The organism is Brevibacillus panacihumi, assembly GCF_003710985.1.
Lineage (GTDB): Bacteria > Bacillota > Bacilli > Brevibacillales > Brevibacillaceae > Brevibacillus > Brevibacillus panacihumi.
Genome location: NZ_RHHT01000066.1, coordinates 16,190 through 41,614, shown reverse-complemented (window position 1 = coordinate 41,614; position 25,425 = coordinate 16,190). Strand labels below are relative to the sequence as shown.

The 25,425-nt window shown below is 51.5% G+C and carries 27 protein-coding genes and 1 pseudogene; 9 read left to right on the top strand and 19 right to left on the bottom strand.

Features of this window, described 5'->3' with window-relative positions; translation table 11 throughout:
- The first annotated feature begins 43 nt into the window (after nucleotides 1-43).
- Nucleotides 44-877 carry a pyrroline-5-carboxylate reductase family protein gene (locus EDM58_RS22830; RefSeq protein ID WP_122915375.1) on the top strand — a complete coding sequence of 278 codons (834 nt, stop codon included), beginning with the start codon at nucleotides 44-46 and terminating at the stop codon, nucleotides 875-877.
- Nucleotides 878-882: 5 nt separating this feature from the next.
- Nucleotides 883-1,740 carry an NAD(P)-dependent oxidoreductase gene (locus tag EDM58_RS22825; protein ID WP_122915374.1) on the top strand — a complete coding sequence of 286 codons (858 nt, stop codon included), beginning with the start codon at nucleotides 883-885 and terminating at the stop codon, nucleotides 1,738-1,740.
- Between the two features lie 49 nt (nucleotides 1,741-1,789).
- Here EDM58_RS22825 and EDM58_RS22820 read toward each other — a convergent pair whose 3' ends face one another.
- The 7 genes from EDM58_RS22820 to fabL all read right to left on the bottom strand — a co-directional run bounded on the left by EDM58_RS22820 (nucleotide 1,790) and on the right by fabL (nucleotide 8,642).
- Nucleotides 1,790-2,338, bottom strand: coding sequence for a flavodoxin family protein (locus tag EDM58_RS22820; protein WP_122915373.1), 549 nt, complete (start codon nucleotides 2,336-2,338; stop codon nucleotides 1,790-1,792).
- 19 nt (nucleotides 2,339-2,357) lie between these two features.
- Nucleotides 2,358-3,557: an MFS transporter gene (locus EDM58_RS22815; RefSeq protein ID WP_122915372.1), complete on the bottom strand. Its 1,200-nt coding sequence runs from the start codon at nucleotides 3,555-3,557 to the stop codon at nucleotides 2,358-2,360.
- 120 nt (nucleotides 3,558-3,677) lie between these two features.
- Nucleotides 3,678-4,895 (bottom strand): MFS transporter, encoded by a 1,218-nt coding sequence (locus EDM58_RS22810; protein WP_122915371.1) that lies wholly within the window; start codon nucleotides 4,893-4,895, stop codon nucleotides 3,678-3,680.
- Nucleotides 4,896-4,944: 49 nt separating this feature from the next.
- Nucleotides 4,945-6,720, bottom strand: coding sequence for an ABC transporter ATP-binding protein (locus tag EDM58_RS22805; protein WP_122915370.1), 1,776 nt, complete (start codon nucleotides 6,718-6,720; stop codon nucleotides 4,945-4,947).
- Nucleotides 6,721-6,777: 57 nt separating this feature from the next.
- On the bottom strand, nucleotides 6,778-7,314 hold the full coding sequence (locus tag EDM58_RS22800) for a DUF402 domain-containing protein (protein ID WP_023556194.1): 537 nt from the start codon (nucleotides 7,312-7,314) through the stop codon (nucleotides 6,778-6,780).
- A 49-nt stretch (nucleotides 7,315-7,363) separates the two neighbouring features.
- Nucleotides 7,364-7,777, bottom strand: a complete 414-nt coding sequence (locus EDM58_RS22795) for a GNAT family N-acetyltransferase (RefSeq protein WP_023556195.1) — start codon at nucleotides 7,775-7,777, stop codon at nucleotides 7,364-7,366.
- 106 nt (nucleotides 7,778-7,883) lie between these two features.
- On the bottom strand, nucleotides 7,884-8,642 hold the full coding sequence (fabL, locus tag EDM58_RS22790; RefSeq protein WP_122915369.1) for an enoyl-[acyl-carrier-protein] reductase FabL: 759 nt from the start codon (nucleotides 8,640-8,642) through the stop codon (nucleotides 7,884-7,886).
- 209 nt (nucleotides 8,643-8,851) lie between these two features.
- Between fabL and EDM58_RS22785 the strand changes: the two genes are divergently transcribed.
- The 3 genes from EDM58_RS22785 (at nucleotide 8,852) to EDM58_RS22780 (ending at nucleotide 10,070) form a co-directional block, all read left to right on the top strand.
- Nucleotides 8,852-9,076 carry a hypothetical protein gene (locus EDM58_RS22785; RefSeq protein ID WP_122915368.1) on the top strand — a complete coding sequence of 75 codons (225 nt, stop codon included), beginning with the start codon at nucleotides 8,852-8,854 and terminating at the stop codon, nucleotides 9,074-9,076.
- Between the two features lie 539 nt (nucleotides 9,077-9,615).
- Entirely contained in the window at nucleotides 9,616-9,768 is a 153-nt protein-coding gene (locus EDM58_RS25915) for a hypothetical protein (protein ID WP_183187599.1), read from the top strand.
- A 143-nt stretch (nucleotides 9,769-9,911) separates the two neighbouring features.
- Nucleotides 9,912-10,070 (top strand): YrzI family small protein, encoded by a 159-nt coding sequence (locus EDM58_RS22780; RefSeq protein ID WP_023556201.1) that lies wholly within the window; start codon nucleotides 9,912-9,914, stop codon nucleotides 10,068-10,070.
- Nucleotides 10,071-10,151: 81 nt separating this feature from the next.
- Here the strand turns inward: EDM58_RS22780 and EDM58_RS22775 are convergent, their stop codons facing one another.
- The 3 genes from EDM58_RS22775 to EDM58_RS22765 form a co-directional block, all read right to left on the bottom strand.
- Entirely contained in the window at nucleotides 10,152-10,685 is a 534-nt protein-coding gene (locus tag EDM58_RS22775) for a hypothetical protein (RefSeq protein WP_122915367.1), read from the bottom strand.
- A 114-nt stretch (nucleotides 10,686-10,799) separates the two neighbouring features.
- Nucleotides 10,800-11,882, bottom strand: a complete 1,083-nt coding sequence (gene mutY, locus EDM58_RS22770) for an A/G-specific adenine glycosylase (protein WP_122915366.1) — start codon at nucleotides 11,880-11,882, stop codon at nucleotides 10,800-10,802.
- Nucleotides 11,883-11,898: 16 nt separating this feature from the next.
- The gene (locus EDM58_RS22765; protein ID WP_122915365.1) at nucleotides 11,899-12,186 is read right to left on the bottom strand and encodes an MFS transporter; all 288 of its coding nucleotides are present in this window, start codon (nucleotides 12,184-12,186) and stop codon (nucleotides 11,899-11,901) included.
- Nucleotides 12,187-12,354: 168 nt separating this feature from the next.
- On the opposite strand from EDM58_RS22765, the gene EDM58_RS22760 reads away from it, so the two are divergent.
- Together EDM58_RS22760 and EDM58_RS22755 are read left to right on the top strand one after the other, a co-directional pair.
- On the top strand, nucleotides 12,355-13,350 hold the full coding sequence (locus EDM58_RS22760) for a metal-dependent hydrolase (RefSeq protein WP_122915364.1): 996 nt from the start codon (nucleotides 12,355-12,357) through the stop codon (nucleotides 13,348-13,350).
- Between the two features lie 151 nt (nucleotides 13,351-13,501).
- Nucleotides 13,502-14,047: a pyridoxamine 5'-phosphate oxidase family protein gene (locus tag EDM58_RS22755; protein WP_122915363.1), complete on the top strand. Its 546-nt coding sequence runs from the start codon at nucleotides 13,502-13,504 to the stop codon at nucleotides 14,045-14,047.
- A 73-nt stretch (nucleotides 14,048-14,120) separates the two neighbouring features.
- Here EDM58_RS22755 and EDM58_RS22750 read toward each other — a convergent pair whose 3' ends face one another.
- The 3 genes from EDM58_RS22750 to EDM58_RS22740 form a co-directional block, all read right to left on the bottom strand.
- A complete protein-coding gene (locus EDM58_RS22750) occupies nucleotides 14,121-14,567 on the bottom strand; it encodes a carboxymuconolactone decarboxylase family protein (protein ID WP_023556207.1) in 447 nt (148 codons plus the stop codon).
- Nucleotides 14,568-14,643: 76 nt separating this feature from the next.
- On the bottom strand, nucleotides 14,644-15,516 hold the full coding sequence (gene sigJ / locus EDM58_RS22745; RefSeq protein ID WP_246000977.1) for an RNA polymerase sigma factor SigJ: 873 nt from the start codon (nucleotides 15,514-15,516) through the stop codon (nucleotides 14,644-14,646).
- On the bottom strand, nucleotides 15,513-16,307 hold the full coding sequence (locus EDM58_RS22740) for a dioxygenase family protein (RefSeq protein ID WP_122915362.1): 795 nt from the start codon (nucleotides 16,305-16,307) through the stop codon (nucleotides 15,513-15,515). The genes sigJ and EDM58_RS22740 overlap by 4 nt, the downstream gene beginning before the upstream one ends.
- Before the next feature lie 237 nt (nucleotides 16,308-16,544).
- Between EDM58_RS22740 and EDM58_RS22735 the strand changes: the two genes are divergently transcribed.
- Nucleotides 16,545-17,561 carry an MBL fold metallo-hydrolase gene (locus EDM58_RS22735; protein ID WP_221175432.1) on the top strand — a complete coding sequence of 339 codons (1,017 nt, stop codon included), beginning with the start codon at nucleotides 16,545-16,547 and terminating at the stop codon, nucleotides 17,559-17,561.
- Nucleotides 17,562-17,664: 103 nt separating this feature from the next.
- Here the strand turns inward: EDM58_RS22735 and EDM58_RS26060 are convergent.
- The 4 genes and pseudogenes from EDM58_RS26060 to EDM58_RS22715 all read right to left on the bottom strand — a co-directional run.
- Nucleotides 17,665-17,736, bottom strand: a pseudogene (locus EDM58_RS26060) (superoxide dismutase); the annotation flags it as partial.
- A 46-nt stretch (nucleotides 17,737-17,782) separates the two neighbouring features.
- A complete protein-coding gene (locus EDM58_RS22725) occupies nucleotides 17,783-18,958 on the bottom strand; it encodes an MFS transporter (RefSeq protein WP_122915361.1) in 1,176 nt (391 codons plus the stop codon).
- 141 nt (nucleotides 18,959-19,099) lie between these two features.
- Nucleotides 19,100-19,402 (bottom strand): ArsR/SmtB family transcription factor, encoded by a 303-nt coding sequence (locus EDM58_RS22720; RefSeq protein ID WP_031305590.1) that lies wholly within the window; start codon nucleotides 19,400-19,402, stop codon nucleotides 19,100-19,102.
- Between the two features lie 118 nt (nucleotides 19,403-19,520).
- The gene (locus EDM58_RS22715; protein WP_023556211.1) at nucleotides 19,521-20,129 is read right to left on the bottom strand and encodes a superoxide dismutase; all 609 of its coding nucleotides are present in this window, start codon (nucleotides 20,127-20,129) and stop codon (nucleotides 19,521-19,523) included.
- 200 nt (nucleotides 20,130-20,329) lie between these two features.
- Here EDM58_RS22715 and EDM58_RS22710 point away from each other — a divergent pair, with 200 nt between their 5' ends.
- Complete coding sequence (locus EDM58_RS22710) at nucleotides 20,330-21,100, top strand: TSUP family transporter (protein ID WP_023556212.1); 771 nt, start codon at nucleotides 20,330-20,332, stop codon at nucleotides 21,098-21,100.
- Between the two features lie 337 nt (nucleotides 21,101-21,437).
- On the opposite strand, the gene EDM58_RS22705 is transcribed toward EDM58_RS22710, so the two are convergent.
- Complete coding sequence (locus EDM58_RS22705; protein WP_122915360.1) at nucleotides 21,438-23,462, bottom strand: ABC transporter ATP-binding protein; 2,025 nt, start codon at nucleotides 23,460-23,462, stop codon at nucleotides 21,438-21,440.
- The gene (locus EDM58_RS22700) at nucleotides 23,459-25,219 is read right to left on the bottom strand and encodes an ABC transporter ATP-binding protein (protein ID WP_122915359.1); all 1,761 of its coding nucleotides are present in this window, start codon (nucleotides 25,217-25,219) and stop codon (nucleotides 23,459-23,461) included. The genes EDM58_RS22705 and EDM58_RS22700 overlap by 4 nt, the downstream gene beginning before the upstream one ends.
- Between the last annotated feature and the right edge of the window lie 206 nt (nucleotides 25,220-25,425).

Genomic DNA, 25,425 nt, shown 5'->3' with positions numbered 1-25,425 from the left:
TTTTTTCTTGTGCTGCGCTACAATATTTTAAGGAGGTGTGACTATGAAAATCGGAATAATCGGACTTGGCAGCATGGGCCAGATGCTGGTCACGGCCTTTTGCAAAAGCAAAGCAGTGTCCCCTAAGGATCTGCTCGTGTACAACCGAACGCGTGAAAAAGCGGACAGAATGCAAGAGACCTATGGCGTGACAGTCGCTTCTTCCGCTCAGGAAGTCGGACATAGCGCTGACTTGCTCTTTGTCTGCACCAAGCCATTGGATCTGCTCCCGCTCGTGAAAGAGCTGTCCCTCCCCTCTCAGGTTCATCTCGTATCCGTAGCGGCTGGTGTCAGCATAGAAGATCTTGAAGCCGTACATACAGGCCCCGTGAGCAAAGTCATTCCCACAGTCACATCACAGGAATTGCGGGGAGTTTCTTTGTATACATGCAGCAGCAGACTGACTGGAGAACAGCAAAAACAGTTCGCCTCCCTGCTCTCATCGATTGGGACAGCGCAAGAGGTTTCCGAGCAGGAAATCGAGACGGCGACGATTCTGACCAGCAGCGGACCGGGACTGTTGGCAGGAATCATGGAGTCCTTTGCCCAGGCTGCTGTACGCAAGTCGCCGGGACTTCCCCTCGATACGGCGAGAAAGATGCTGGTGGAAACGATGCTGGGTACTGCCCAGCTGCTGCAATCCGAACAGCTTGGCTTTGACCAGCTGATCGAGCGGGTGGCCACCAAGGGGGGCATCACCGAAGAAGGACTTCGCGTGCTGGAAAAAAGACTGCCTGCCGGATTCGACGAGCTGTTTGACATGACCGAGTCCAAGCATGCGCTGCTCAAAGAGCGGGTTAAACAGCAGGCTGCAAACAATCAAGAAAAAGGAGACTAGATGATATGAAAATCGGTTGGATAGGTTTGGGAAACATGGGAGTACCGATGGCAAGCAATCTGCTGCAAGCAGGCTACGAATTGTATGTCTGGAACCGCACTCCGGAAAAAACGGCGGTGTTGTGCGAAAACAGGGCCAAACGCGCTGACTCGCTGGAGCAATTGGTAGAGACTTGCGATGTACTGTTTACGATGGTAAGTGATGATGCAGCCGTAAAGGAAATCTACACCGGTACGGACGGGATCCTCGCTTCTTCTGCTGTTCGCGGCAAACTGGCTGTCGATATGAGCACCATCTCACCGGATACCTCCCGGACCATCGCAGAGCAAGCCAAACAAGCCGGTCTGCGTTTCCTCGACGCGCCAGTCTCAGGTAGTGTCGGGCCAGCCAAAGAAGCGACTCTCGTCATCATGGTTGGCGGCGAACAAACGGACTATGAAGAAGCCAAGCCGATGCTGGACAAGCTGGGCAAGATCGCTTTGCATATGGGTCCGAACGGGGCTGGAACATCCGCCAAGCTGGCGATTAACCTCTTGCTGGGCATTACGGTTCAGGGCGTTTCCGAAACCCTGCTCTTTGCCCGCTCGCTCGGGATCGGCACGGAGCAGATGCTGCAAATCATCTCGGAAAGCGCTGTCGGCACTCCCTTGATCCGCGGAAAAGCCGCATCGATTTTGGCTGACGACTATCCTGCCGCTTTCGCCTTGAAGCATATGACGAAGGATTTGCGCCTCGCGCGCGAAGCAGGTGTTTCCACTCCTTTGGCGGAATCGGCAGCAGCCACTTACCGCCACGCATTGGAGGAAGGGTTGGGAGATCTTGATCTGATGGCGATCCTGCGCCATTTGGATAGCAACAAGTAGAAAAAAAGGAGAGCATCCAGTGTATCCTCTGGCATGCTCTCCTGCTTTTTTACGTGAGTTGTGCTTTCAGCCGTTCATTGAGCAGCTTGGCGGCGGACAATGCCCGCTGATCCTGCAAAATATCCCCGGGCTTGTTCCCTTCCCCGATGATGTAGCCCGCGAAGGGCATCCCGACGAACTCAAAAATGTACTGGAACTGCAAAATGAGGGGCAAGCCTTTGATATGGGGCTGATCCCCGCCTGTCGCGATCACATACGCTTGTTTTTGTCCCAGCGATTCCTTGAAGGCATAGCGCTTGTCTCGCAAGCTCTGGGACCAGCGATCGACGAAGTTTTTCATATGACCCGACATGCCGTACCAGTAAATCGGTGTGGCAAAAATCAGGAAATCATGGGCCAGCACGGCCTCAGTCACTCCATCATAATCATCTTCCACATCCACGAAGCCCCCTGGTTCGTGCCTTTGATCCAAAATGGGCCTGATGTGCTTTTCCCGAAGACGAATCGACGTATGCGGAATCCCGGCCAAAGCCAGGTTGGTCAATTCCTCTGTATTGCCATGGTCGCGAGAGCTTCCTTGCAAAACCAGAATGTTCATCCTGCACTCCCCCTGTTTCTCAACTCGATACGTTAACAGATTTTGCAGAACGAGCCTGATGAATGCGCAGCGAAAGGAAAACAGCTCCTGCCAGCAATACGGCAGACAAATAATAGACTGCCCGCGGTCCCTGCCACTCTGCAAAAGCCCCCATCAAGAGCGCAGACAGACCAAAGCTGAGCGAATCAATCGTGTCTTTGGCCGACATGACGTACGGTAGTGTCGATTCCGGTGCCGCTTGTTGCAGCACCGTCTGCTTCGCGATCAGCTGCATTTGAAAAACCGGTCCGAGCAAAAGGGAGAACAGCAAAGCTGCAAACTGGTCGCTGCTGCCAGCAAATAAAAAGGTAAGGATGCTTGCGCCGATCGTACCCAAAAGAATCCAGCGGGTCAAATGCTGCTGCAACCGCTGGGCAGCCGCCATCAAAACGGAAACGCCGATAATCGAGCCAAGCATGTACCCCGCATTGATATACCCCCACCACTCCTCGCCTTGTCCCAGAACCTTCAGAACAAACGGCAGGATGATGGCAGCGATCCACACTCCGCTCGACAAGCCAATCAATACATCCATCACGACGATCAGGCGCAGCCTGCTTTCCCTACGTATCCACTTCCAGCCCGTCATCCAGTCTGTTTTTTCCGTCTGCTCTTCCATCCCGGAGCGCGGGACATATCCGATTCCCAGCATGGCCCATGCAGCCAGACCATACGCGCCAACCGTTCCCCACAGCACGTTGTCTGCACCCAGCATGACAACCGCGATGCCGCCAGCAGCCCAGCCAGCGAAGTAGACCGTCTGATCAGAGGCGGCAAGCAATCCGTTGGCCCGAAGCAGAGCCTCGCGGGGGACCAGCCTTGGCACCAGCGCATTACGTGCAGGTGTAGCCCAGCCGTCCAGATACGCAATCAAGGCAATCAGAACGAATAGCAGCAATCTCCCTTCCTCAGTCGCTGCCGCAGCGATGACAAGCAATGCGGTTTTTACAGCCTGCGAAGCAAACAGGATGCGCTGCAGGGAAAAACGGCGAAACAGCAAGGGAGCCGTCAAACTCCCAGCCGATCTCATCGTAACATTCACTACCGGCACCATCGAGGTAAAAAAGATCGAATCCGTCGCCGTGTAGATGACGGTAATCACTGCCACAATATAAAAAACATCCCCCTGATTGGCCAATGACTGACCCGCCCAGAGGAATAGAAAACGTTTATTCCACATGCCATGCAACCCCCTGTCGGTTCAGAACTCCATTTTTGTTCTGTTGCAAAGGAAATCTCATTTCCTGACCGACATCTTCTTACAATGGAGATGCACCTCATTTTCTTTCAAGTAGCCCCATTATATTCCAGGTTCCGATTCCTGTACAGCGCGTTTGCCAAAAAAGCTGTAGTACACCCAGCCTGCATTGATCAGCAAGAAAGCGCTGGTCATCCAGAATACGCCGCTGATGCTGATATACCCCGCTACGAATCCCCCGATCATCGGTCCCAGCATGCTGCCGATGCTGACGAAACTGTTGTTGTACCCGTAGACGCGGCTGATCATATGCGTAGGCGTAGCCCTGCGCAGCAAGGCATTCACAGAAGGCAGCAAGCCACCGAGCGACAGGCCCAAGAGAAAGCGCAGCAGCACCAATTGCCATACAGCATTGACGAAGCCTTGCGGGATAAACAGCACGCCTGCCATAATCAGCGATCCCAAAAGAACCTTTTGCGAGCCGTAGCGGTCACCGAGCTGGCCTAGACGCGGGGACGCTGCTACGTTGGCAATTCCCATCGCAGCCTGCACAATCCCTGCCCACAATGCCACCTTCGTTCCCTCGGGCCCAAGCAATTGGGATATGTAGATCGGCAATACCGGAACAATGCTGAACAGTGCGAACTGGATCATCACCGTCACGAAAAAGAGTGCAGGCAGTTTTTTCGAGGAAAAAATCATGTCAAAATCCTGGCGCAAACTCGACTGGTTGCGTTTTTCCGGCGGCGTAAACTTCTCATGAACGGTAAACGTAATAACCAAAGTAGCGAGAAACAAAATACAGCCGGTAAAGACGAAGATCATCCGAAAGCCGATATAATCAGCCAAAAGTCCGCCAAATAGCGGCCCCATAATCGTACCGGCTGTGATGAATGATTGGAGCAGCCCTTGTGCCCAACCGATTTTCTCTTTCGGCACGGAAGAAGCCACCAGTGCCGTACTGGCAGGGATGATGCCGCCCACCAGCCCGTTGACCAGACGCAAAGCCAATAATTGCCATAAACTTCCTGCAAAGCCCGTCAAGGCTACAGTAATGGACATAAAATAACCGGAGCGCAGGATCATGATCTTGCGCCCGTGTTTGTCAGCCAGGTTTCCCCAAATCGGAGAGACGAGACCCGCCGTTAAAAAGTTCGCTCCAAAAATAATACCTGCCCACATCGTGACCTCATGCGGGTCCTCAATCCCAAAATCCTGCTGGATATAAAGGGGCAAAAAAGGCATGACCATGCTCATTGCGACCATGACGAAAAACAGGCATCCACATAAAACGTATAAATTGCGCCGCCATGTTTCCACCCATATCTCCTCCGTTCCACTGCCTGACCTAGAAGTTCTAGCTTGCCTCCTACTGCAGTTCGGGCGCAGCCCCCAGATCTTGTACATGCCACAAGGTGTGATACACGCCTTTTTGCGAAAGCAGTTCTTCATGCCTGCCCTGTTCGACGATCTTGCCTTCCTTCATCACGACGATTTTGTCCGCGTGGGTGATGGTCGACAGGCGATGCGCGACGATGATGGTGGTTCTTCCTTTGGTGAGACGAGCCAAAGACTCCTGGATCATATGCTCCGATTCCAGATCGAGGGCTGAAGTCGCTTCGTCCAGGATCAGAATGCCGGGATCACGCAAAAAGACACGTGCTATGGCGATGCGCTGTTTCTGTCCGCCAGACAGCTTTACGCCACGCTCGCCCAGCTCCGTCTCGTACCCTTCCGGCAGCTCCATGATGAAATCATGTGCATTGGCGGCTACAGCGGCACGTTCGACTGCTTCCTGGTCCGCATCCGGATCACCCATCATGATGTTCATTTTTGCCGATTCACTGAACAAAATGTTATCCTGCAGCACCATCCCGATATGATGTCGCAGATTGCGCTGCTTCACATCGCGAATGTCGATGCCGTCGATCGTGATTCTTCCCTCTGTCACGTCCCAAAAGCGAGGCAGCAGACTGATCAGCGAAGATTTTCCTCCCCCCGACATCCCGACCACCGCCACAGTTTCTCCCGGGTTGATCGTCAGATTGATGCCGTCCAGCACGAGAGGTCCTTCCTCCCGGTAGCGAAACGAGACATTTTCAAACCGGATCTCTCCGCGAATGCGTCCTGTATCGGGATCGAGCGGCATTTCCTTCGCATTCGGCTTGTCGGTAATATCATACGCTTCGTCAAGGAACTCAAACATCCGGTCCATCGAGGCGATCGATTGGGTCAAGACGGTAGACGAGTTGACCAACCGGCGCAACGGCGTATACAAACGGTCCAAATACACGTAGAAGGCGACCAATGTCCCTACGCTCAGCCCGCCGGTTACCACCTGGTAGCCCGCATAGGCGATGACGAGCAACGGCGCGATGTCCGTCACGGTATTGATCACGGAAAAGGTTTTCGCATTCCAGCGGGTATGCGCCAAGGCCTTTTGCAAAAAGTGATTGTTCTCCTTGGCAAAAATCTTGCTCTCGTGCTTTTCCAGTGCAAAGCTGCGAATCAGGGACATGCCGCCGACCCGCTCATGCAAATGCCCTTGCAGATGGGCCAGCGCTGCCGAACGGTCCTTGGTCAATTGACGCAGCCGCTTGTAAAAATATTTGACTGCAAAACTGTATAACGGAAAAACGATAATGGCCACAATCGTCAGCTCCACATCCATGTAAAACATGACGCCGAGCGTAAGAGCAATGGTGATTAAGTCGAGCCAGAGATTCATCAGTCCGGTCTCGATAAAGTTTTTGGTCGACTCCACGTCATTGATGACCCGTGAAATCACTTCGCCTGTCTTGTGGTTGTTGTAATAGCGCATGGAGAGGCGTTGCAGATGGCCAAAAAGCTGATTGCGGATGTCGTATAAAATGCGGCTGGAGACCCACTGGGCGTAATACTGGCGGATGTATTCCACAGGGGCGCGAACCACCGTAAACAGCAAAAATGCCCCGAGCATCAGCCAGAATAATTGACGCAGCTTCTCCCCTTGCGGCAGCGGACTGGGTAAAAGATCGTCAATCACGTATTTGATTAAAAGCGGAAGCAAGAGAGGGATCGTAAATTTGACAATGCCAATCAAAATGGTGCCGGCGATCTGCTTCCAGTACGGCTTCACATAGCTCATATAACGCCGGATGCTCAAGCAAAAGTCCCTCCTTCGCAAACAAGGAAATCCCTCCCCCGTACCTCGGGAAAGGGATTATTCCTCATCATCTCGTACCAATTGGTAACGGTCGTACCAACGCTGAACAAAGCCACTTTGAAACGGTCCGCGTCGGGCACGCACCCATTCTACAACCTCACGCAACGCAGACTGTACGCGCTCCACCACAAATGGAGGGTAATTCATCTGTTTGCTGTGCAAAAGGAATTCCTCTTCATCCAGGATGGAATACGTCATATCTGGATATACCTTCACATCCAGATCATAGTCTATGTAGCTGAGAAGTTGACCTTTCATGCTGAATGGCGAACCAATATTACAGTAATAGTAAATTCCGTCGTCGCGGATCATCGCGATCGTGTTAAACCACTGACCGCGACCGAATGTACAAATGGCCGGCTCGCGCGTACGCCACTCCCGCCCGTCTGCCTCTGTCACCTTGACCCGATCGTTGCCTCCAATCACTACTGCGTCACTGGTATGAATCAACGTCGTTTTGTCCCATATGCGGTGCAACGAATGGTCATGTTTATAACTTTCAATGCGGATATTGGAGCCTGGAGTTGGCGACATTGACTCTCCCCTTTCTTCTCTTCTCTATCTGATTGGGGACAAGCCTCCTTCAAGAAGAGAGCTTTTTGGAAAGTGTAACATATTTTTGCACTTCATAACCAAGCGAGTGGTAAAAAGGAAGCACTCCGGGATTGTTCTGGTTGACCATGATCAGAACGCGATTGACGCCTCTTTGTTTAAAACGCTTTTCAATCGCTTCCACCAGTTTGCGGCCAATCCCGCTCCCCTGCATGCTGGGTAATACAGCCAGGCGGTGGAAATAGGCACGAGCACCATCAATCGTCCCTACTACCACGCCGACAACCTTGCCTTCCTGTTCTGCTACCATCACCAAATCGCTGTCCCACGCTAGCTGTTGAGCCAAATCGTTTAACGACTCCGTTTCCGTTTGGTCCAAGCCGGTTTCTTGCCAGATACTTGTAATCGCCGAGTAATCACCGAGTCGAAACGGACGAATCAGCATGTTATGCCTCCTTCGTAGCCTTCTTCACCTATTGTACACCAGATGGACAACTTTGTCTTGCCTGTGAACGACCCAAAATCTGCTTCGATCCCCTACCTGGTACCACTTAGGTTAACAAAGAGATGCCCCCGTCGACAATCAGTGTTTGTCCGCGAACCATCCATGCCTTGTCCGAAAGCAGAAACATGACTGCGTTTGCCAAATCCTCCGGCTCGACGATGCGGCCTGCTGGCGTACGTGCTGCCGAGCTGCCCAATAATTCTTCGCGGTTGGGAAAATGACGCAGCGCATCCGTATCCACTGCTCCGCCGGAAACTGCGTTGACCACGATATTATGCTGGGCCAATTCGACTGCCAGATAGCGAGTGATTGCTTCTACCGCAGCTTTGGACACCCCGACTGCTGTATAGTTTTCCAATACACGGATGGAACCCAGACTGGACAAAGAGACGATCTTCCCGCCGTTTCCGCCCTTGATCATTAGTTTTGCCGCTTCTTGCGCACAAAACAACAGTGCCTTGCTGTTAATTTCCATGGTCCAGTCCCAATGGCTCTCTTCCAGCTCCATCAAAGGACGCAATACGCCGGACGCCGCATTGTTGACCAGCACATCCAACCGGCCAAATTCCCGGTCGATCTCCACAAACAATTCCTTGATTTTGGCAACATCGCCGACATTTGCTTTGACGAGATGCACACGGGCTCCTTTTGCTTCCAGCTCAGCTGCCGTCTCTCTCGCTGCGCTTCGATTGCGCAAATAATTCAACACGAGATCATAGCCTTGCTCTGCCAGCTGCAGGGCGATTGCTCTGCCAATCCCGCGTGTTCCACCTGTTACCAGTGCTACTTTATTCCCCGTATTCAAATGAAATGCCTCCTATCACACCAACTATTAGTATCTGGTACTAAATTCTAAAAATCACTTCATTATTATACCTCTCTCTATTCTGTTTTGCCACCAGATGCATTCGTGCAGGATGACTGCAATTCAAATTCCAAGCCATACTAAACATGCAAATGGTCGCAGACCCGAACAGATAAGACGCATTGCCACATGGAAAGGAGACTCATGACATGTACATAGGAAGGGATTTGTCGGAACTAACGATGATCTCCATGAAGGACTGGGAGACGACAGAGCTGCTGTACTTTCATCATGTGTGTTCCCAATTGGCTCCCTATCTCAGTGCAGAAGGAGCTTCCCTGCACACGAAAATGATCCGGGAGCTGGAAGACCGAGGTCCGGTAGGCGGAGACAGCGGCGGATGGGACCACTCCTCTGCCCCCATCTTTGATTAGACCAGGCGGATCCGCAAAGGAGGCGAGCAAATGACGACGAAATCCAATTCCAGCCAAGTCTGGACCATTGTCGGGGTTGTAGCATTCAGCGTGCTGGCCATGATCGGTTTGATCTACATGTTCTGGTAGAAAGCTGGCGGTTTGCCCGCCTGCTATCGCGCATCATTATCAGAATAAACTTTCTTTTTTAAAACAGGCAAAAATTGCTTTACATCATGAAAAAAATACCATATCCTATTTGTAAGATTCACACACTACAAAGAAGGAAAGGAGGCTGCGACAACATGATGACCACTATGCTTACTATGACTGATCGTACATGGGATCTTCTTGTTGCTCCAACTTCATATGGCAGCGCCTCCTGGACCGACGAATTGTAGTTTAGACACAATACGTGTCTTCCTTATTCCTTACTCGTCAGATACCAGACCGCAGGCGTGTGCTTGTGGTCTTTTCGTTCCCTTTTTCGTGATGAAAAGACCGCAGAGCTTTGCCCGCGGTTTTTTTGGTTTCCAAATTTTTGAAAGGAGGTGATTCGTATGGTACTGAACTTTCTCTATTTCCAGGTCAAGATCGAGCGCAAAAAGGAAAGCGTCGAACAGCGACTCGCAAAGGTTCAACAAGAAAGCTACCTGGAAAAACGCGCAGAAGCGCACGCTCTGGAAGCAGCTCAATTGAATGCGCGCATCTAATCACGGCAATCATTTTTGAATTCATGAGGAGGGATTTTGTATGAACAACAAACGTAGACGTCAGATGATGAGATTGACAGGAGTCAAATCGATAGAGGGGCTCTGACTGCACCGGAATTGTACGGAAGGGAGGCGTATATAGGATGTACATTCCCATGATTTTTTTCACCATTACGATCGAACGGCGGAAAGTGACTCCTGAGCAAAAATGGGCCAGATACCAGCAAGAACAAGCCATTGCTCAGTGGGAAGATCAGAAGCACCAGATCTACACGCAGTTTCCTGAATACTGTATTCGCTAAGGAAACGGCTTGAATAAGGCACGGTAATCGAAGGAGGCTATCCCATCGTCTGTTGGCATCGGGATAGCCTCCTTTTCCTTATTAGTTTGCTTTGTTTATTGGCTGCGGCTTCCACAGATGAATGATCGGCCAGCCATCCCAATCCCGCGCTACTTTCAACGCTCCATCGACTCGGATCACATCCATTTGCCCATCGGCGGGAATGATCAGTGCGGGAGCGCCATCCAAATATTCCAGACGAATCTCCATTTTATAGTGATACGTGACCGAGCCGTCCTCATTTTCCCGGATCTTGTTAAACTCAGTGATCGCCACCTGCATATTTGCCTTCTCTTGGACAGCGACTTGGTAAGCAAAAAAAGCCTCGCGATTCTTCATATAATCCTGGTATACCTTTTCTGTCGCGTATTCCTTTATCTGCTGATTTCTCTGATTGATAAAATCCTCCAATACCTGGTCTATATCTGCTTCTGTCCCGGCATCCTTGATCTCGATCTGGTACTGAACGTTTTTAAATGCATCTGCCAACTTACGGGCTTCCTCATCTGCATCAGGACTTGAACAGCCAAACAGCGCCAGTACCGCCATGCACAACAGGATCATTTGTTTATACATGCCCCCACCCCCCCATACCATATTTTAACATATATTCCACCCATTTCGTTGATTCAAAACAAAAAGACATGCTCGATCGCTGCCGATAACATGCCTTTTCGTGTAGTTATTTGTTTATCCGTGAAGCATCGCCTTGATTTTGTGATGCGCTACAGGAAAGGTGTAGGCATCCAATTCCTCGACGGCGGCAAAGCGAGCTGTCGGAGGAAGCTCCTCTCCCTCGATCCAGTCGCAGAGCCATACTTGCATATTCCATTGCAGATGGGAAAAGGTATGCTGCACTTCTCCCTGCATCTCGCGAACCTCCACCTCTACGCCAAATCGCTCCTGCATTTGCTGGGTCAGCAGGTCTTTTTTGGCTGCCTCTCGATCCACTTCCGTCTCCACCATAGGGAATTCCCACATGCCCGCCAGCAGTCCCTGTTCCGGACGCTTGTTGATCAGGACGGCTCCGTCGCGCACAATCAAGGCTACCTGGAGATAAACGGGACGCGGCGGCTTCGCCTTGCCCTTGTTCGGCAGCTCTTCCTGGACACCTTCCCGGCGGGCGATGCAGTAATCGAAGACCGGACAGGTGAGGCATTGCGGAGAACGCGGGGTGCAGACCATCGCGCCAAGCTCCATCAACGCCTGATTGAAGTCTCCAGCTCTGCCTTCGGGAATCACCTGGCGGACCAGATGCTCGATTTTGATCCGAGTGGCTGGCTTGGCGATGTCATCGGTCAGGTAGAGAAGTCTGGAAAAGACGCGCATGACATTGCCGTCTACCGCAGGCTCCGGCTTTTCGTAGGCGATGCTCAGAATCGCCCCGGCTGTATAGGGGCCCACGCCTTTTAGCGTGCGAATTTCTTCCGGGGTGTCAGGCACGATTCCGCCGTAGTTCGCCTGCACTTCCCGTGCGGCTGTCTGCAAATTGCGCACCCGCGAATAATAGCCCAAGCCCTCCCACGCCTTCAGCACTTCGTCCTCGGGTGCTTCCGCCAGTGCCTGAACCGTCGGAAACTTCTCCATAAAGTTCAGGTAGTACGGCTTTACGGTCTCGACACGCGTCTGCTGCAGCATAATCTCCGATACCCAGACCCGGTAAGGATCCCGATTGATTCGCCAGGGCAAGTCCCTTTTCTGGGAATCGTACCAGGCGAGCAAATCGCTCGAAAAACCAAACACATGAAATTCTTCCGGTAATGTATAACGCATGCTGATCTCCTTTTGTTTACGGTCGAACAGGAGCAAATGCCCAGATGTTCAATTTATTGGCTCCGCCTGCGATGCAGGCACAGAATGCTTCATCTTCCAAGCGCCACTGCTTGATCTGTTCGTACTGCTCCAAACTGTCCACCTCGAAGGTTTCCACGAACAGGCCCGGCTGATCGCATCCCTCCAGACAGCGGTACTGACGCGCCCCCAGCCCGCATGACACAGACTCTCTTTCGGCCAGAAGGGCAAGTGTCTCCCCGCGCTTTTCCAAAATGAGCTTGTATTCGATAAATACCGTTATCATCTGGTCGATTCCTCCCTTGCAAGACAACTCCACTTCATCATACAATCCAGGTTAATAGGGAACAAGCGGACAATTTTTTTCAATTTCGTAAGGAAAATCTTATCGCCGGAACGTTATAATAAATACAAACAGGAGGCCAAGGCCTGGAAGGAGGAAAACAAGAGGTTCATGGACACTGCTACTCACTTTGCCATGGGTTTTGGACTGGCGGGACTCGCGCATCTGGACCCAATCGTGGCATCGACACCAGGACTGATGGAAGCTGTCATGCTAGGCACTGTCATCGGCTCACAGGCACCTGATCTGGACGGCCTGGTCCGCATCCGCGGCAGCGCTGCCTATATACGCAATCACCGGGGCATCTCCCACTCTGTGCCCGCAATCTTTCTGTGGACAGGAGCCATTTTTGCCTTCATTCAATTGTTCATGCCCCAAACCAATTGGCTTCATCTGCTAGGCTGGATCTTTTTCGCTGTCTGTCTCCACGTTTTTGTAGACCTCTTCAACTCCTATGGCACCAAGGGCTTGTATCCGTTTCGGGACAAGTGGATTGCATTCAACACGATCTTTATCTTTGACCCTTTGATTTTTTCCGCTCATCTGTTGGGTTTTATGCTCTGGGCATCAGGCCTTGATCCCGGCAAGGTGTTCCTCGCGATCTACCTGCTGATCGCCTGCTATTACTATTGGCGATTTCAGGTGCAGAAGCGCACCACCGAGTTGGTCCGGCAAAAAATCGGACGCTCCGGGACGTACACCATCATCCCGACCATGTCATGGACACACTGGACCTTCGTCGCGCGTACCGAGCAGACCTGGTATGTAGGGGAAGTCAATGCCGGTGAAGTCATCGTGCTGGACACCTTCAAGATCAAATCGGAAAATGAAATCATCGCCGCCGCCAAGGAATCGTTTCGCGTCAAATCCTTCCTCGCTTTTACGCATCATGTACATGTAGAGACCAAAGAGCGCGACTTCGGCTATGAGGTGAAGTGGATCGATCTGCGCTATCGCTCCCGCTACCAGGGAAAAAGCCATTACATGTTCGTCGCGGTCGTCTACCTCGACTATGAATTGAATATTCTCGATTCATTCGTCGGCTGGATTCACCGCGGTGAAGAACAGTTGAACAAAAAGCTCGATCCTGACAAACAACTCAATTAAACATGAATGTGATGCCCGCAGTTTCTATACATGCGGGTTTTTTCTTGTGGTATCTGACCTGCATCAACTGATAAGATTTGCACCTTTTAACCAAGTCAGGCAGGAGATACGATGTTGCTATCCCATCTTTTGCATGAAGGAGAATGATCCCATGATTCCCATTCGCTACGCCAAACGAACGATTACTGACAAAGAACAAATCGATCAGTTCCTGTCACAGGCCAAAACCGGACATCTGGGCATGACGAACGGCATCGAACCGTACATCATCCCCTTGAACTTCTGCTGGCTGGCGGGCAAGCTCTACTTTCACGGAGCGGATTCCGGACGCAAAATCGAGATGATTCAAGCCAACAACCGGGTCTGCTTCAGTGTTTGTGAAGAATACGGGACCATCGCCGATCCCGTCCCAGCCCATGTCGATACCGCTTATATGAGCGTTTTCTTGTCTGGCACGATCGAGCGCGTGGAAGAACCGGAGGAAATGCGCGAAGCCATGCAAGCGATGCTGGACAAATACGTGCCCGGATATTTCTCAGAGCCTTTGCCATTGCAGCATGTGTTGAAGTATCGTTCCAGCATGGGGAGTGCCACCGCCGTGTTTCGGATCACACCCGATACCATCAGTGCCAAAGGAAATCTGGCTGGCGACGAAAAGAAGTTTTTTCACGGCCGGAAAGTAGAGCAGGATGTGTAGCTCGCGTAAAAGCATGAAAAGACACGCCTATTCCGTGATGAACAGGCGTGTCTTTTTCCTTTTTCGAGAAACATTACAAATTTGCCGGAGCTGTCATCCCCGTCGTAATGGCCAGTCTGTTCCAGCAGTTGATGACGTTTATCGCCATAATTAGCGAGACGATCTGCTTCTCTTCAAAATGTTCCCTCACTTGCGCATATACGTCCTCGGAGACGCCGCGTTCTGCGATGAGAGTCACAGCCTCTGTCAAAGCGAGGATGGCCCGCTCCTCCTCGCTGTATACATCTGCTTCCCGCCACGCGTTCAGCAAATAGATACGCTGCTCGGTTTCCCCGAGCTTTCTTGCGTCCTTCGTATGCATATCCAAACAAAAGGCGCATCCGTTGATCTGGGAGGCTCGTATTTTGATCAATTCGAGCCACTTGGGCTCAAGACCGCTCTCGCTCACAAACTTCTCCAGCTGGCGCATGGTTTGATATGCTTCCGGATTTGCTACTCTGTGATTCATTCTGGCTTTCATGAAAATCCATCCCTTCCCGTCTAAAAATATGTTGCCGTACTCATAGACGAGAAGCCCCGCGGTTTTGTGACCGCATTTAGAAAAGATGTTTCACTTTATCGGGATTGAGCAAAATGTAGATTCGTTTGATTCGCTCCAGGTCTTCGTCCAGGACGAAACTGATCGCTGTCGGCCGCATCTCCGCTCCATACATCAGAATCCCCGGCTGGCCATTGAGCGAGCAAATTTGCTGGATACCGCTCCAGTTTCGGGAAACCCCCAGCAAAAATGCCACGACATGCTTGTCGGGACTGATCGGGCGAATAGCTGCCCGGGTCTTGCCGCCGCCATCCGAAATGAGAACAGCGTCCTGGCTCAACAAGCGGATCAAGGCTGCAGCATCCTCTTTTTGAATCGCATCGACAAACTGCTCCACCAGCCTTTGGGCGTGCTCGGGCTGGACGTCTACCCGCATCTGAGCGGCTTGAATCTTTTGCTGCGCACGGCTGTACAGCTTGCGGCAAGCCGGTTCTGCCCGTTCCAGCATTTGAGCGATCTCACGATATTCATACCCCAGCGCCGATCTCAGCACATAGACGGCACGCTCGGACGGCGACAGGTTTTCCATCAAAACGAGGAGCCCATACGAGATGGCCTCCTCTTGGATCAACGCATGCAAGGGATCGCCGTTGCCGTCCACATCAGGCAACGGCTCCGGCAGCCACTCGCCGACGTAATGCTCCCGTTTTCTGCGCGCCGATTTCAAGAAATCCAGGCAGCGATTGGTCAGCACCTTGCACAGATAGCTTTTCATATGGTGAATGTCTCCGATGTCGTCTCGTGCCAAGGTAAGAAAAGTCTCCTGCACAATATCCTCCACTTCGCTTACGGTTCCCAGCATGCGATACGCGATGGAAAACAACAATGGTTTGTACTCGCGGTACACATCCTCCATCTGCATGCTCATCATTGCGCGGAACCAAACTGCCAGATCGTATGGCTCAGGCTGTTGTAGCGAAAACTGATATGCAAGCGCTCCGCCGTACGCACATCGTCCGCAGCTCCCATCGCATAGATGAGCGGAACAAAATGCTCGCTTCCATATACCGGAACCGCCTTCTCCGCATGCGGCGCCAAGGAGCGGTAGTTCGCGAGGTCTTCCACATTCCAAGATGCCAGCGTATCCTTGAGCCAGTCCTCGAACTCCACCGCCCACTCATAAGCTGCTCCGGAGTTCTCACGCATGTTGATATAGGAAAAATTGTGGACCGTGCCGCCGCTGCCCAGAATCAGGACATCCTTGGCACGCAAGGGGACCAGGGCACGACCGATCGCATATTGCTGCTCCACGGTCAGCTGCGGATTTACCGACAAAGAGATAACGGGCACATCAGCATCGGGATAGATCATGCGGAGCACGACCCAGTGACCGTGGTCCAATCCCCGCTCCTCATTCATTCGGACGGGCACACCTGCACGCTGCAGAAGCTGATACGTCTCCTCTGCGATTTCCCGATCTCCCTTGGCAGGATACTGAATCTCATAGAGTTCGCGGGGAAAACCGCCAAAGTCGTGAATCGTCGGGTAGACATCCATCGAGCCTACCTCCTGCAACGAAGACTCCCAGTGTGCCGAGAAAATGACAATGGCCCGAGGGCGACGCGGCAAACGTCCAGAGAGCTGATTCAAGGCTTGCGTATAGCTGTTATCTTCAATCGCGAGCAAAGGGGCACCGTGTGCGATAAAAAAGGATGGCATCATGTGTCAACAAATCCTTTCTTTTATTAACCTAGTTACTTTTAGTAAGTATTATTATATCGGAAAACGAGCACCATTACTATCCTTTCCAGAAAAAATGATTGGGATATGCATATTCACTTATCTGAAAATAAACAACATACACTAAATTCTATCAATTCATTGACTGTCTTTGACGAGGGACTGTATAATTTGCAAAACAATGTTTTCTAGTTAAAAACAAAGTGAGGAGTTGCTTCTATGAAAACCAACCATTTCACCTGTTTGCTGTCGGTCCCGATGTCTGCTGCACTCGTCGCCTGTTCTTTATTCTTGCCGATGCCGTCTTTCGGAGACGGCAAAGCATACGCTCAAGCAACTGCGGCGCAAGCCAATCAAGCACCTGCTATCACTGTTACTCTTTTGGGAACTGGCTCTCCACTTCTCAGCATGGAGCGTTTCGGTCCTTCTACCCTCGTGGAGGCTGGCGGGGAACGTTTGCTGTTCGACGCAGGGCGCGGTGCGGCACTTCGACTCAGCCAACTTTCCATCATGCCGGGGGAAATAGACAAGCTGTTCCTCACTCACTTGCATTCCGACCATACGATTGGCATCCCCGATGTCTGGCTGACAGGTTCTCTGCCTACAGCAGGAAAAAGGGCGACTGAATTCCAGGTATGGGGTCCCCAGGGCACCAAAGAGATGATGGTCAACTTGGCAAAAGCCTACGAGGAAGATGTAGCCGTCAGAAAGGAAAACCAAAATGAAGTTCTGAAAGGTTTGGATGCAATTGGACACGATATCGAGGAAGGGGTCGTCTATGAGCACAACGGCGTTCAAGTCGTTGCTTTTCTCGTCGATCACGGCCCCATGGAGCCAAGCTATGGCTACCGGGTGAATTACAAAGGGCACTCCGTTGTCATCTCCGGTGATACGCGCTACAACGAGAATTTGATTCAATACGCGAAGGGAACGGATTTGATCATCCACGAGGTAGCGGCGGCCAAACCGGATGAGAAATCGCCGGCGATCCAAAAGATCTTGGACATTCATACCACCCCTGAGGAAGCGGGAAAAGTATTCAGCCAGGTACAACCGAAGCTGGCCGTCTACTCGCATATCGTCCTGCTCGGCGGCTTGACAGATGCGAATGCCAACCTCGCTGTGAGAACGAGCAAGGTATTCAACGGCAATGTGGTAGTCGGCGAGGATTTGATGTCTTTCCACATCGGCAATGACGTGCAGGTGAAAGAACCTCAATTCAAATATGTAAAATAAGTGTAGGGAAGGATCTCTGGGGGCAAATTCTAGCCAGTTCCTATTGGTAAAAAAGGCTTGTCGCCTCAATAAGGGACAAGCCTTTTCTATTAGAAGAAAGCTATTATTTCGCAGCAGCGAAACGCTTGCTTACTTCATCCCCGTTTACAACGTTCCAGAAAGCAGCGATGTAATCCGCATGTTGTATATCAGAAGAACCATCCCCGTACAAAAAGATAAATTTAACTGTGAACAGCATTTACTTCCTTCTGATTTGACCTTGAACGGGGAAGGGCCAGGATTGCTGCAATTGCCACTGCAACCCCCAATGCTCCCATCCAGGTCACCGAAGCGAGCGATATTTTTTCTACGGCAATACCGCCAATTCCCGCACCAGCTGCCATGGACAATTGCATCATGGATTGATTAAGGCCAAGCAAAACTCCTGAGGATTTCGGTTCGAGCGTCGCCAAATGATATTGTTGGGTTGGTCCGGATGACCAAGCAGCGAATGACCACAGGATAAGAATAGCGAATACTGCGGCTGTTGAATTCGTTACTACAGATAGGAATATCAGCATCATGATGTGAAGCGCCATTCCCCCGATCAATGTAACAGCTACTCCCCATCGATCCGTGCTATAGCCGCCAAACTTGGAACCAACGAGGCTGGCGATCCCAAAAATCAGCAAAGCTGTGCTGAGGAGATCACTGCTGATCCCGGAAACGGTGAGCAGATAAGGAGTCAAATACGTATATGCAATCGAATACCCGCCTAACCAGAAGAAGGTAATGGATAATCCAATGGCTACTTTTTTCTTTTTCAGAAGGGCAAGTTGTTGAAGCAAAGGTACGGACTCGTCCCCTTTTGTACGCGGTATCGCGATAAAGATTACAATCATGGCAATGATTCCGAACAAAGCGATTCCACCAAAGACAGATTTCCACCCGAATGATTCTGCCATCATTCTTCCCAAAGGAACACCGACAATTAATGAAGCGGTGAATCCCATGATAACGGTTGCGATGGAGCTAGCCTGCTTGCCGGAAGGAGCGATTTTTGCCGCAATGTTCAGTGCGGAAACAACAACCATACCAGCGCCTAGCGCCATGATCATGCGAGCAAAAACAAACCATCCATACCCGGGAAGTGCAAACGAAAGAATGTTTCCCAGAACGAACAAACCAAGAGCGTAAACCATCAATTTGCGTCTATCCATACTTGCCGTGAGAGTCATCAGAATGGGGGTTCCAATCGCATATACAAGCGAAAAAATAGTAATGAGCTGACCTGCTGCAGCCAACGTAATTCCAAATGATTGAGCAATCTTATCCAAAATCCCGGATATGATGTACTCTGATGTTCCGACTAAAAAGCTGACGATGGCCAAAAGGTATACTTTCCATGTGTTCTCCATATTCATCTCTCCTACTCTTGCTTTTATATAAACACATATCGCGATATGTCGATATGATAAACAAAAAAACAATTCGCAAATTGTCGATTCGTTTGGTGAAAACGAAACCGAACCCCTGTAAAGGAATTCAGTTTCCTCTCCTTACAGCTCTTCCTGAAAAAAATGAGCTATGGCGCGAATAGCCTCCTCATCTCTTTGATAATAAGTAAATTTGCCGATACGCTTCGTTTTGATTAGTCCGGCTCGTTGAAGGATGGAGAGGTATTGTGAAGCCGTTGATTGCGTCATGTTCAACTTATCCGTGATTTGGCTCACACATACCCCAATTTCGTTCATATCTATCCCTTCGTGAGGAATAAAGTGACGTTCTGGTTCTTTCAGCCATTGCAGGATTTGCAGTCTAGATTCGTTGGACAGTGCTTTAAAAATATCCATTGGTTTCATACGCATTATTATATCGTTAATTTTCGATATGTCAATATCGATCCAGGGAATTCAAAATGACACAAAAAAGGCTTGTCGCTTTTTGAGGCGACAAGCCTTTTCTATTAGAAGAAAGCTATTATTTCGCAGCAGCGAAACGCTTGCTTACTTCATCCCAGTTTACAACGTTCCAGAAAGCAGCGATGTAATCAGGGCGTTTGTTTTGGTAGTTCAGGTAGTATGCGTGCTCCCATACGTCCAGACCCAGGATTGGCGTTTTGCCTTCCATGATTGGGCTGTCTTGGTTTGGAGTGGAAGTGATGGCTACTTTGCCGCCATCAGCGATCAGCCAAGCCCAACCGGAACCGAAGCGGCCAGTCGCTGCTTTCGCGAATTCAGCTTTGAAGTTGTCGAAGCTGCCGAATGCTGCGTTGATCGCGTCAGCCAGTTCGCCTGTTGGCGCGCCGCCGCCATTTGGAGACATAACTTCCCAGAACAGAGTGTGGTTGGCATGTCCGCCGCCGTTGTTGCGAACTGCTGTGCGGATGCCTTCTGGTAAAGCATCGAGGTTGCTGATCAGCTCTTCTACGCTTTTGCCTTGCAGGTCTGCATGTCCTTCCAGAGCTGCGTTGAGATTGTTCACGTATGTCGCATGGTGACGTCCGTGGTGGATCTCCATAGTTTGCTTGTCGATGTGTGGTTCCAGCGCGTCGTGCGCGTATGGCAATGCAGGAAGTTGATGTGCCATTGTAACATTCCTCCTTCAAATTATGTATGGTTCAAGCCACACCCTTATTATAGTTCAAGAGATACACTTTTACAACAAATCGGTATGCAAAGTATCGTAATCTAGCAAGTTCGATGAATATTTTCCATCTTGCAATCAGAAATGAGAGTGCTAGACTTGGAGTATTCCTTTTACTCCTCAGAAAATCAGGTGATAAAACAATGGAAATGGACTTATCTACGGTTCTCATTCTCGCAATTTTTGGGTTTATCGCCGCCTTTATCGACAGCACGGTCGGAGGCGGCGGACTCATCTCCCTGCCGGCCTTGCTCGGCTTGGGCATGCCTCCTTATCTGGCGTTGGGTACGAATAAGCTGGCGGGCACGATCTCTTCCGCGACCAGCTCCGTCACTTTTATCCGCAGCGGCAAGTTTGACAAAAAGCTGATGCTGATCCTCTTTCCCGTCTCCCTGGTCGGTGCCTTTATAGGAGCAAAGGTCGTCCTCTTCGTCCCGCAGGAGCTGCTAAAAGTTCTGGTCATCGTGATGATGGGACTGATTTTTGTCTACACCCTGTTCAATAAACGGTTTGGCCAGGACACCCAATTCAAGGGGCTGACTCGTTTTACTCTCGGTCTGGGGATTCCTCTTACTTTTCTCATCGGCTTCTATGACGGCTTTTTTGGCCCTGGTACGGGCTCGTTCTTCGTTTTCCTGATGGTGTTGTTGTTCGGCTATGATTTTGTCATCGCGGCAGGCAATGGGCGGATTCTGAATCTGGCGAGCAATATAGCAGCACTTACCGTTTTTATCGTCGAAGGGAAGGTTATCTTCCTGACTGGTCTCGTGATGGGTGTTGCGATGCTGCTCGGCGCATCCCTCGGGGCTCGGGTGGCGATCAAAACAGGCGTCCGCTTTGTCCGCCCGCTCTTTTTGATCGTCTCCGTTGCGCTGATCAGCAAGATGGTGTATGAATTGGTACTCATGCCTTAGTTAGTAAGAAAGACGCGGGGTCACTTCCATTTGAATGAAGTGACCCCGCATTTTTTGGTTGGTTGTGCTCAAGCTTTAGCGGTGGAGAGGAAAAAGGGGGAAACGCTCCAGCGGGTTGGGATCTTTGCTGGGGGTCATCCCTGGCCGCCTCCCACTCCAAAGGCGGAACCGCGGCCAAAAGCAGCCGTTCCCCAGAAGTTGATTCAGGGTTGGCCGCTAAAACCGTGTTCCACCTTTTCCGTTCCGGCTTGGTCAAGATCCCAAATGCCTTCGCTTTTTCCCCCTTTTTCCTGGACCAGCTTTTTCTGGTCTCCCAACCTTCTTTTGAGGGCTGCGCTCAGCCGATCGAAGCGACAGATGACTTACGCTGCTGCAACTGATACATCTGGTGATACTTCCCGCCCAATTCCATCAGCTCTTCGTGCCGTCCGCGCTCTACGATCCTGCCGCGGTCCAGGACGAGGATGCGGTCGGCATTTTTGATGGTCGACAACCGATGCGCGATGATGAAGGTGGTCCTCCCTTTTTTCAGCACCTCCAGAGCCTGCTGGATGACGCTTTCCGTCTGCGTATCGATGCTCGCTGTCGCTTCATCCAGAACCAGGATCGCGGGATCGAAGGCAAGCGCTCTGGCAAAGGAAATAAGCTGTCGTTGTCCTGCCGACAAGGTGCTTCCCTTTTCCAGCACGGGCTCGTCAAAGCCTTTGGGAAGAGTATGCAAAAGCTGATCCGCTCCGACGGCATGCAAGGCTTGCTCTACTCGCTCCCGGGAGATGTCGGGATGATTCAGGCTTACATTGGATGCAATCGTGCCGGTAAAAAGAAACGGGTCCTGCAGCACAATCGCCATATGCTGGCGCAGATGCTGTTTGGACAGCCGGCTGATGTCCTGACCGTCTATGCGAATCGTTCCCTGGTCGATCTCGTAAAAGCGGAACAGCAGATTGATAATCGAGCTTTTGCCAGATCCCGTATGCCCTACCAGCGCCACCGTCTCGCCCGGCATGGCTTCAAACGAGATGTCCTTCAGCACGGCCTGGTCCTTTTGATAGGCAAAGGTGACGTTTTCGAAGCTGACCTTCCCCGTAAAACGCGGCACGTTCCCCGTCTCCACGTCCGCCCCCGGCTCATCGAGCAGCTCAAAGACCCGGTGGGCAGCCACGCGCGCCTGCTCAAAATTGGCCAACTGATTCATGATCTGCCTGATCGGCTGGAACAAGCGGGTCAAATAATCGACGAATGCGTACATGACTCCGAGCGTAAACAAATTGCCCCCCGTCAAGGAAGCCCAGCCCGTGTACCAAATGAAACAGACAAAGCTCAGATTGCTGAGCAGCATGACCAGATTGAACGAGACTGTCGCATTGAGCCGCAGCATCTTATTCTGATAGGCGAAAAGATTATCGTTAAGCTCCGCGAACTCGCTCATTGCTTCCTTTTCTTTGCGAAACGCCCGAATGATCGGTATCCCCTGGATCGACTCGTTGATCATGCCGTTGATGTCGCTGATGAGTGTGCGGATCACGAAGTTAAAACGGGTGGCAAACTTGCGGTACACCGCGATCCAGACGAACATGACCGGCAGGATGAGCAGGCAGACCAGCGCTAGCCGCGTGTCCAGCAGGAACAACGCCGTAAAGATGCCGACCAGGTAGATGGCGCTGGTAAAAAAAGAAGCCAGCACATTCGCAAACAGCTCACGGATCGCTTCCGTGTCATTGGTGACGCGGGCCACCACCTTCCCCGCCGGCAAATGGTCGAAATAGGTGACAGGCAGACGCTGGATATGGGCGAAGACATCGATGCGCAGCTTTCGGATCACCAGGTTGGCCGCTTTTTGCAGCATAAATTTTTGCCCGTAATGCAGCACAGACGCTATCACCAGCAAGCCGCCGTAGAATGCAGCCAAGACCAGCAAGCCCTTCGTCTCCGGGCGAAAGAAGGCAAACAGCTCCGGGACACTCAGCTTTACAGCCGGATAGACTGCCTGCTCGCTGCCCTTGATGATCGTCAGCTCGCGATCTGTCGCCGTACGCTCGCCGTCAAAGGAGATCGGCTGATCGACAAAATAGTAGGAACGCCCCACCTGCAGGATGCGAACCTCTTTTCCGGGCTGGCCGCCCTCCTCCTGTACGTGATCCTGACGTGTATACCACCGATCCTGATACGGTACGGCAAATGGCTGCTCTGCCGTCTCATACCAAGGCAGTTCAATTCCCATGATGTGGGTGTCAATCATCTTCTTCGCCAAAAAGGGCCCCGTCAGTTCCGCAGCCACCGCGACGGAGAGCATCAGCAGCGCCAACAGGATCGTCTTTTTAAACTGGAGCGCGATATGGAACAATCTTTTGCCTGTACTCATGGCTTCACCTGCCCTTCGTTCAACAGCTCTTCTGCCTGCTGCCGTTCATATTGCTCTTTGTACCAGCCGCCCTGCTCCATAAGCTGCTCATGCGTTCCTTCCTGCACGACTCGCCCTTCATCCAGTACCAGAATCCAGTCAGCATGCTGGACGGCAAACATCCGATGTGTGGCGATCAGCGTCGTCTTTCCTGCCCGCTCCCGCCGGATGCTTGTGAGCATCTCTGCTTCTGTCTTCCCGTCTACGGCAGACATCGCATCGTCTAGGATCAGGATCTCCGGATCGATCATCAACGCGCGCGCAATCGAGACCCGTTGCTTTTGTCCTCCGGATAAGGCTACTCCCTTTTCCCCCACCAAGGTCTCCAGCCCATCAGGAAGCCTCTGCACATCCTGGTCAAAGGAGGCGAGCTGCAGGGTATGCAGCAATTCTTCCTGTGTCCCGTCCCGTCTTCCGAATAGCACATTCTCGCGGACCGTTTTCGAAAAGAGAATCTGTTCCTGCGGCACATACCCGATCCAGCGTTTGACGTTGTCCAGCGCGATTTTCTCCAGCGGCTGGCCGGAGATGGTAATCCTTCCTTCACCCAGAGGAAACTCCCGCAATAGCTGTCGGAGCAAGGTAGTCTTGCCGCTGCCCGTGCGTCCCACGATCCCCAGCGTCTGTCCGCGCTGCAAGGTGAAGGATACGTCTTTCAACTGTTCGCCACGGGCGGAAGGATAGCGAAAGGTCACACGGTCATAACAGATCTCAGTCGGCACCTCGATAGCAATTGCATCCTGTGCGTCCTGCACATCTGGTTGATAGCCGAGGGTTTCATTGACGCGGTCCAGCGATGCGTTGCCTCGCTGCAAGACGTTGATCAATTCGCCAATCCCGAACATCGGCCAGATCAGCATCCCCAGGTAGACATTGAAGGAAACCAGCTCTCCCAAGGTCAGCTTTTGCTGAAAAACCAGATAACCACCGTACAAGATTCCGATCATATAGCTGATCCCGATCAAAAGCTTCACAGTCGGTTCGATCAAGGAATCAACCCTCCCTACCGCAATATTTTTCTGATAGACGTCATCCGTCATTTCCTGAAAGCGTCGTTGATCAGCTGTTTCCTGCACATAGGCGCGAATCACGCGAACACCCGAGACCGATTCCAGGACTTGATCATTCAACGCCCCGAAGGCATTCTGTGCAAGAGAGAAACGGGCGTGGATTTTGCGGCCATAGCGGTTGATCGCGTAGGCCATGATTGGCAGCGGCAGTATAGCCATCAGAGTAAGCTCCCAGCTGATGAAGACAAACATCGTCAGCAGGATCATCGCCGTATAGCTGATGGTCTCCACAATCGTCATGACCCCGAAGCCTGTGGTCATGGAGACGGCTTTCAAATCATTGGTCGCGCGTGCCATCAAATCCCCCGTACGATTTCGTTGAAAAAAGGTGGGGGTCATCCTCAGAAAATGTCTCATCAGCATGGCACGCAGCGTACGCTCCGCCAGATAGGCTCCCCCGAACAGCCTGGATACCCAAATGTAGGTGATCGCGTAGATCGCGAAGGAAAGCGCGGTAAAGAAGAGCAATATGCCGATAAGTCTATCTGTTGTCAAGGTACCCAGATACATCTCGTCGATGGACATCCCGATGATCTTGGGCGGCAGTATTTCCATGAGGCTGCCGACCATCAGCAGGAGTATCGCCAAGGTATATCGCTGCCAATTTTCTTTAAAAAACCAACCCATTTTCAGAAAAATCGAAAACATCCACTCACTCCTCTCTCGTTCCCAACGTGAAGCGCTGTCCTCCCTGGTGTGCGAAGCGAAAAAGGCATACCGCTTGTAAGCAATATGCCTGTTCACATGTTCGATATAGAAAAGCGAAAAGGCCCGTTGAACGCAGCCGTCGCCTGCTGTATCACGTCTCATTTTATGGAACGATGGGAATACTTTACCATTCGCTATTCTCTCTT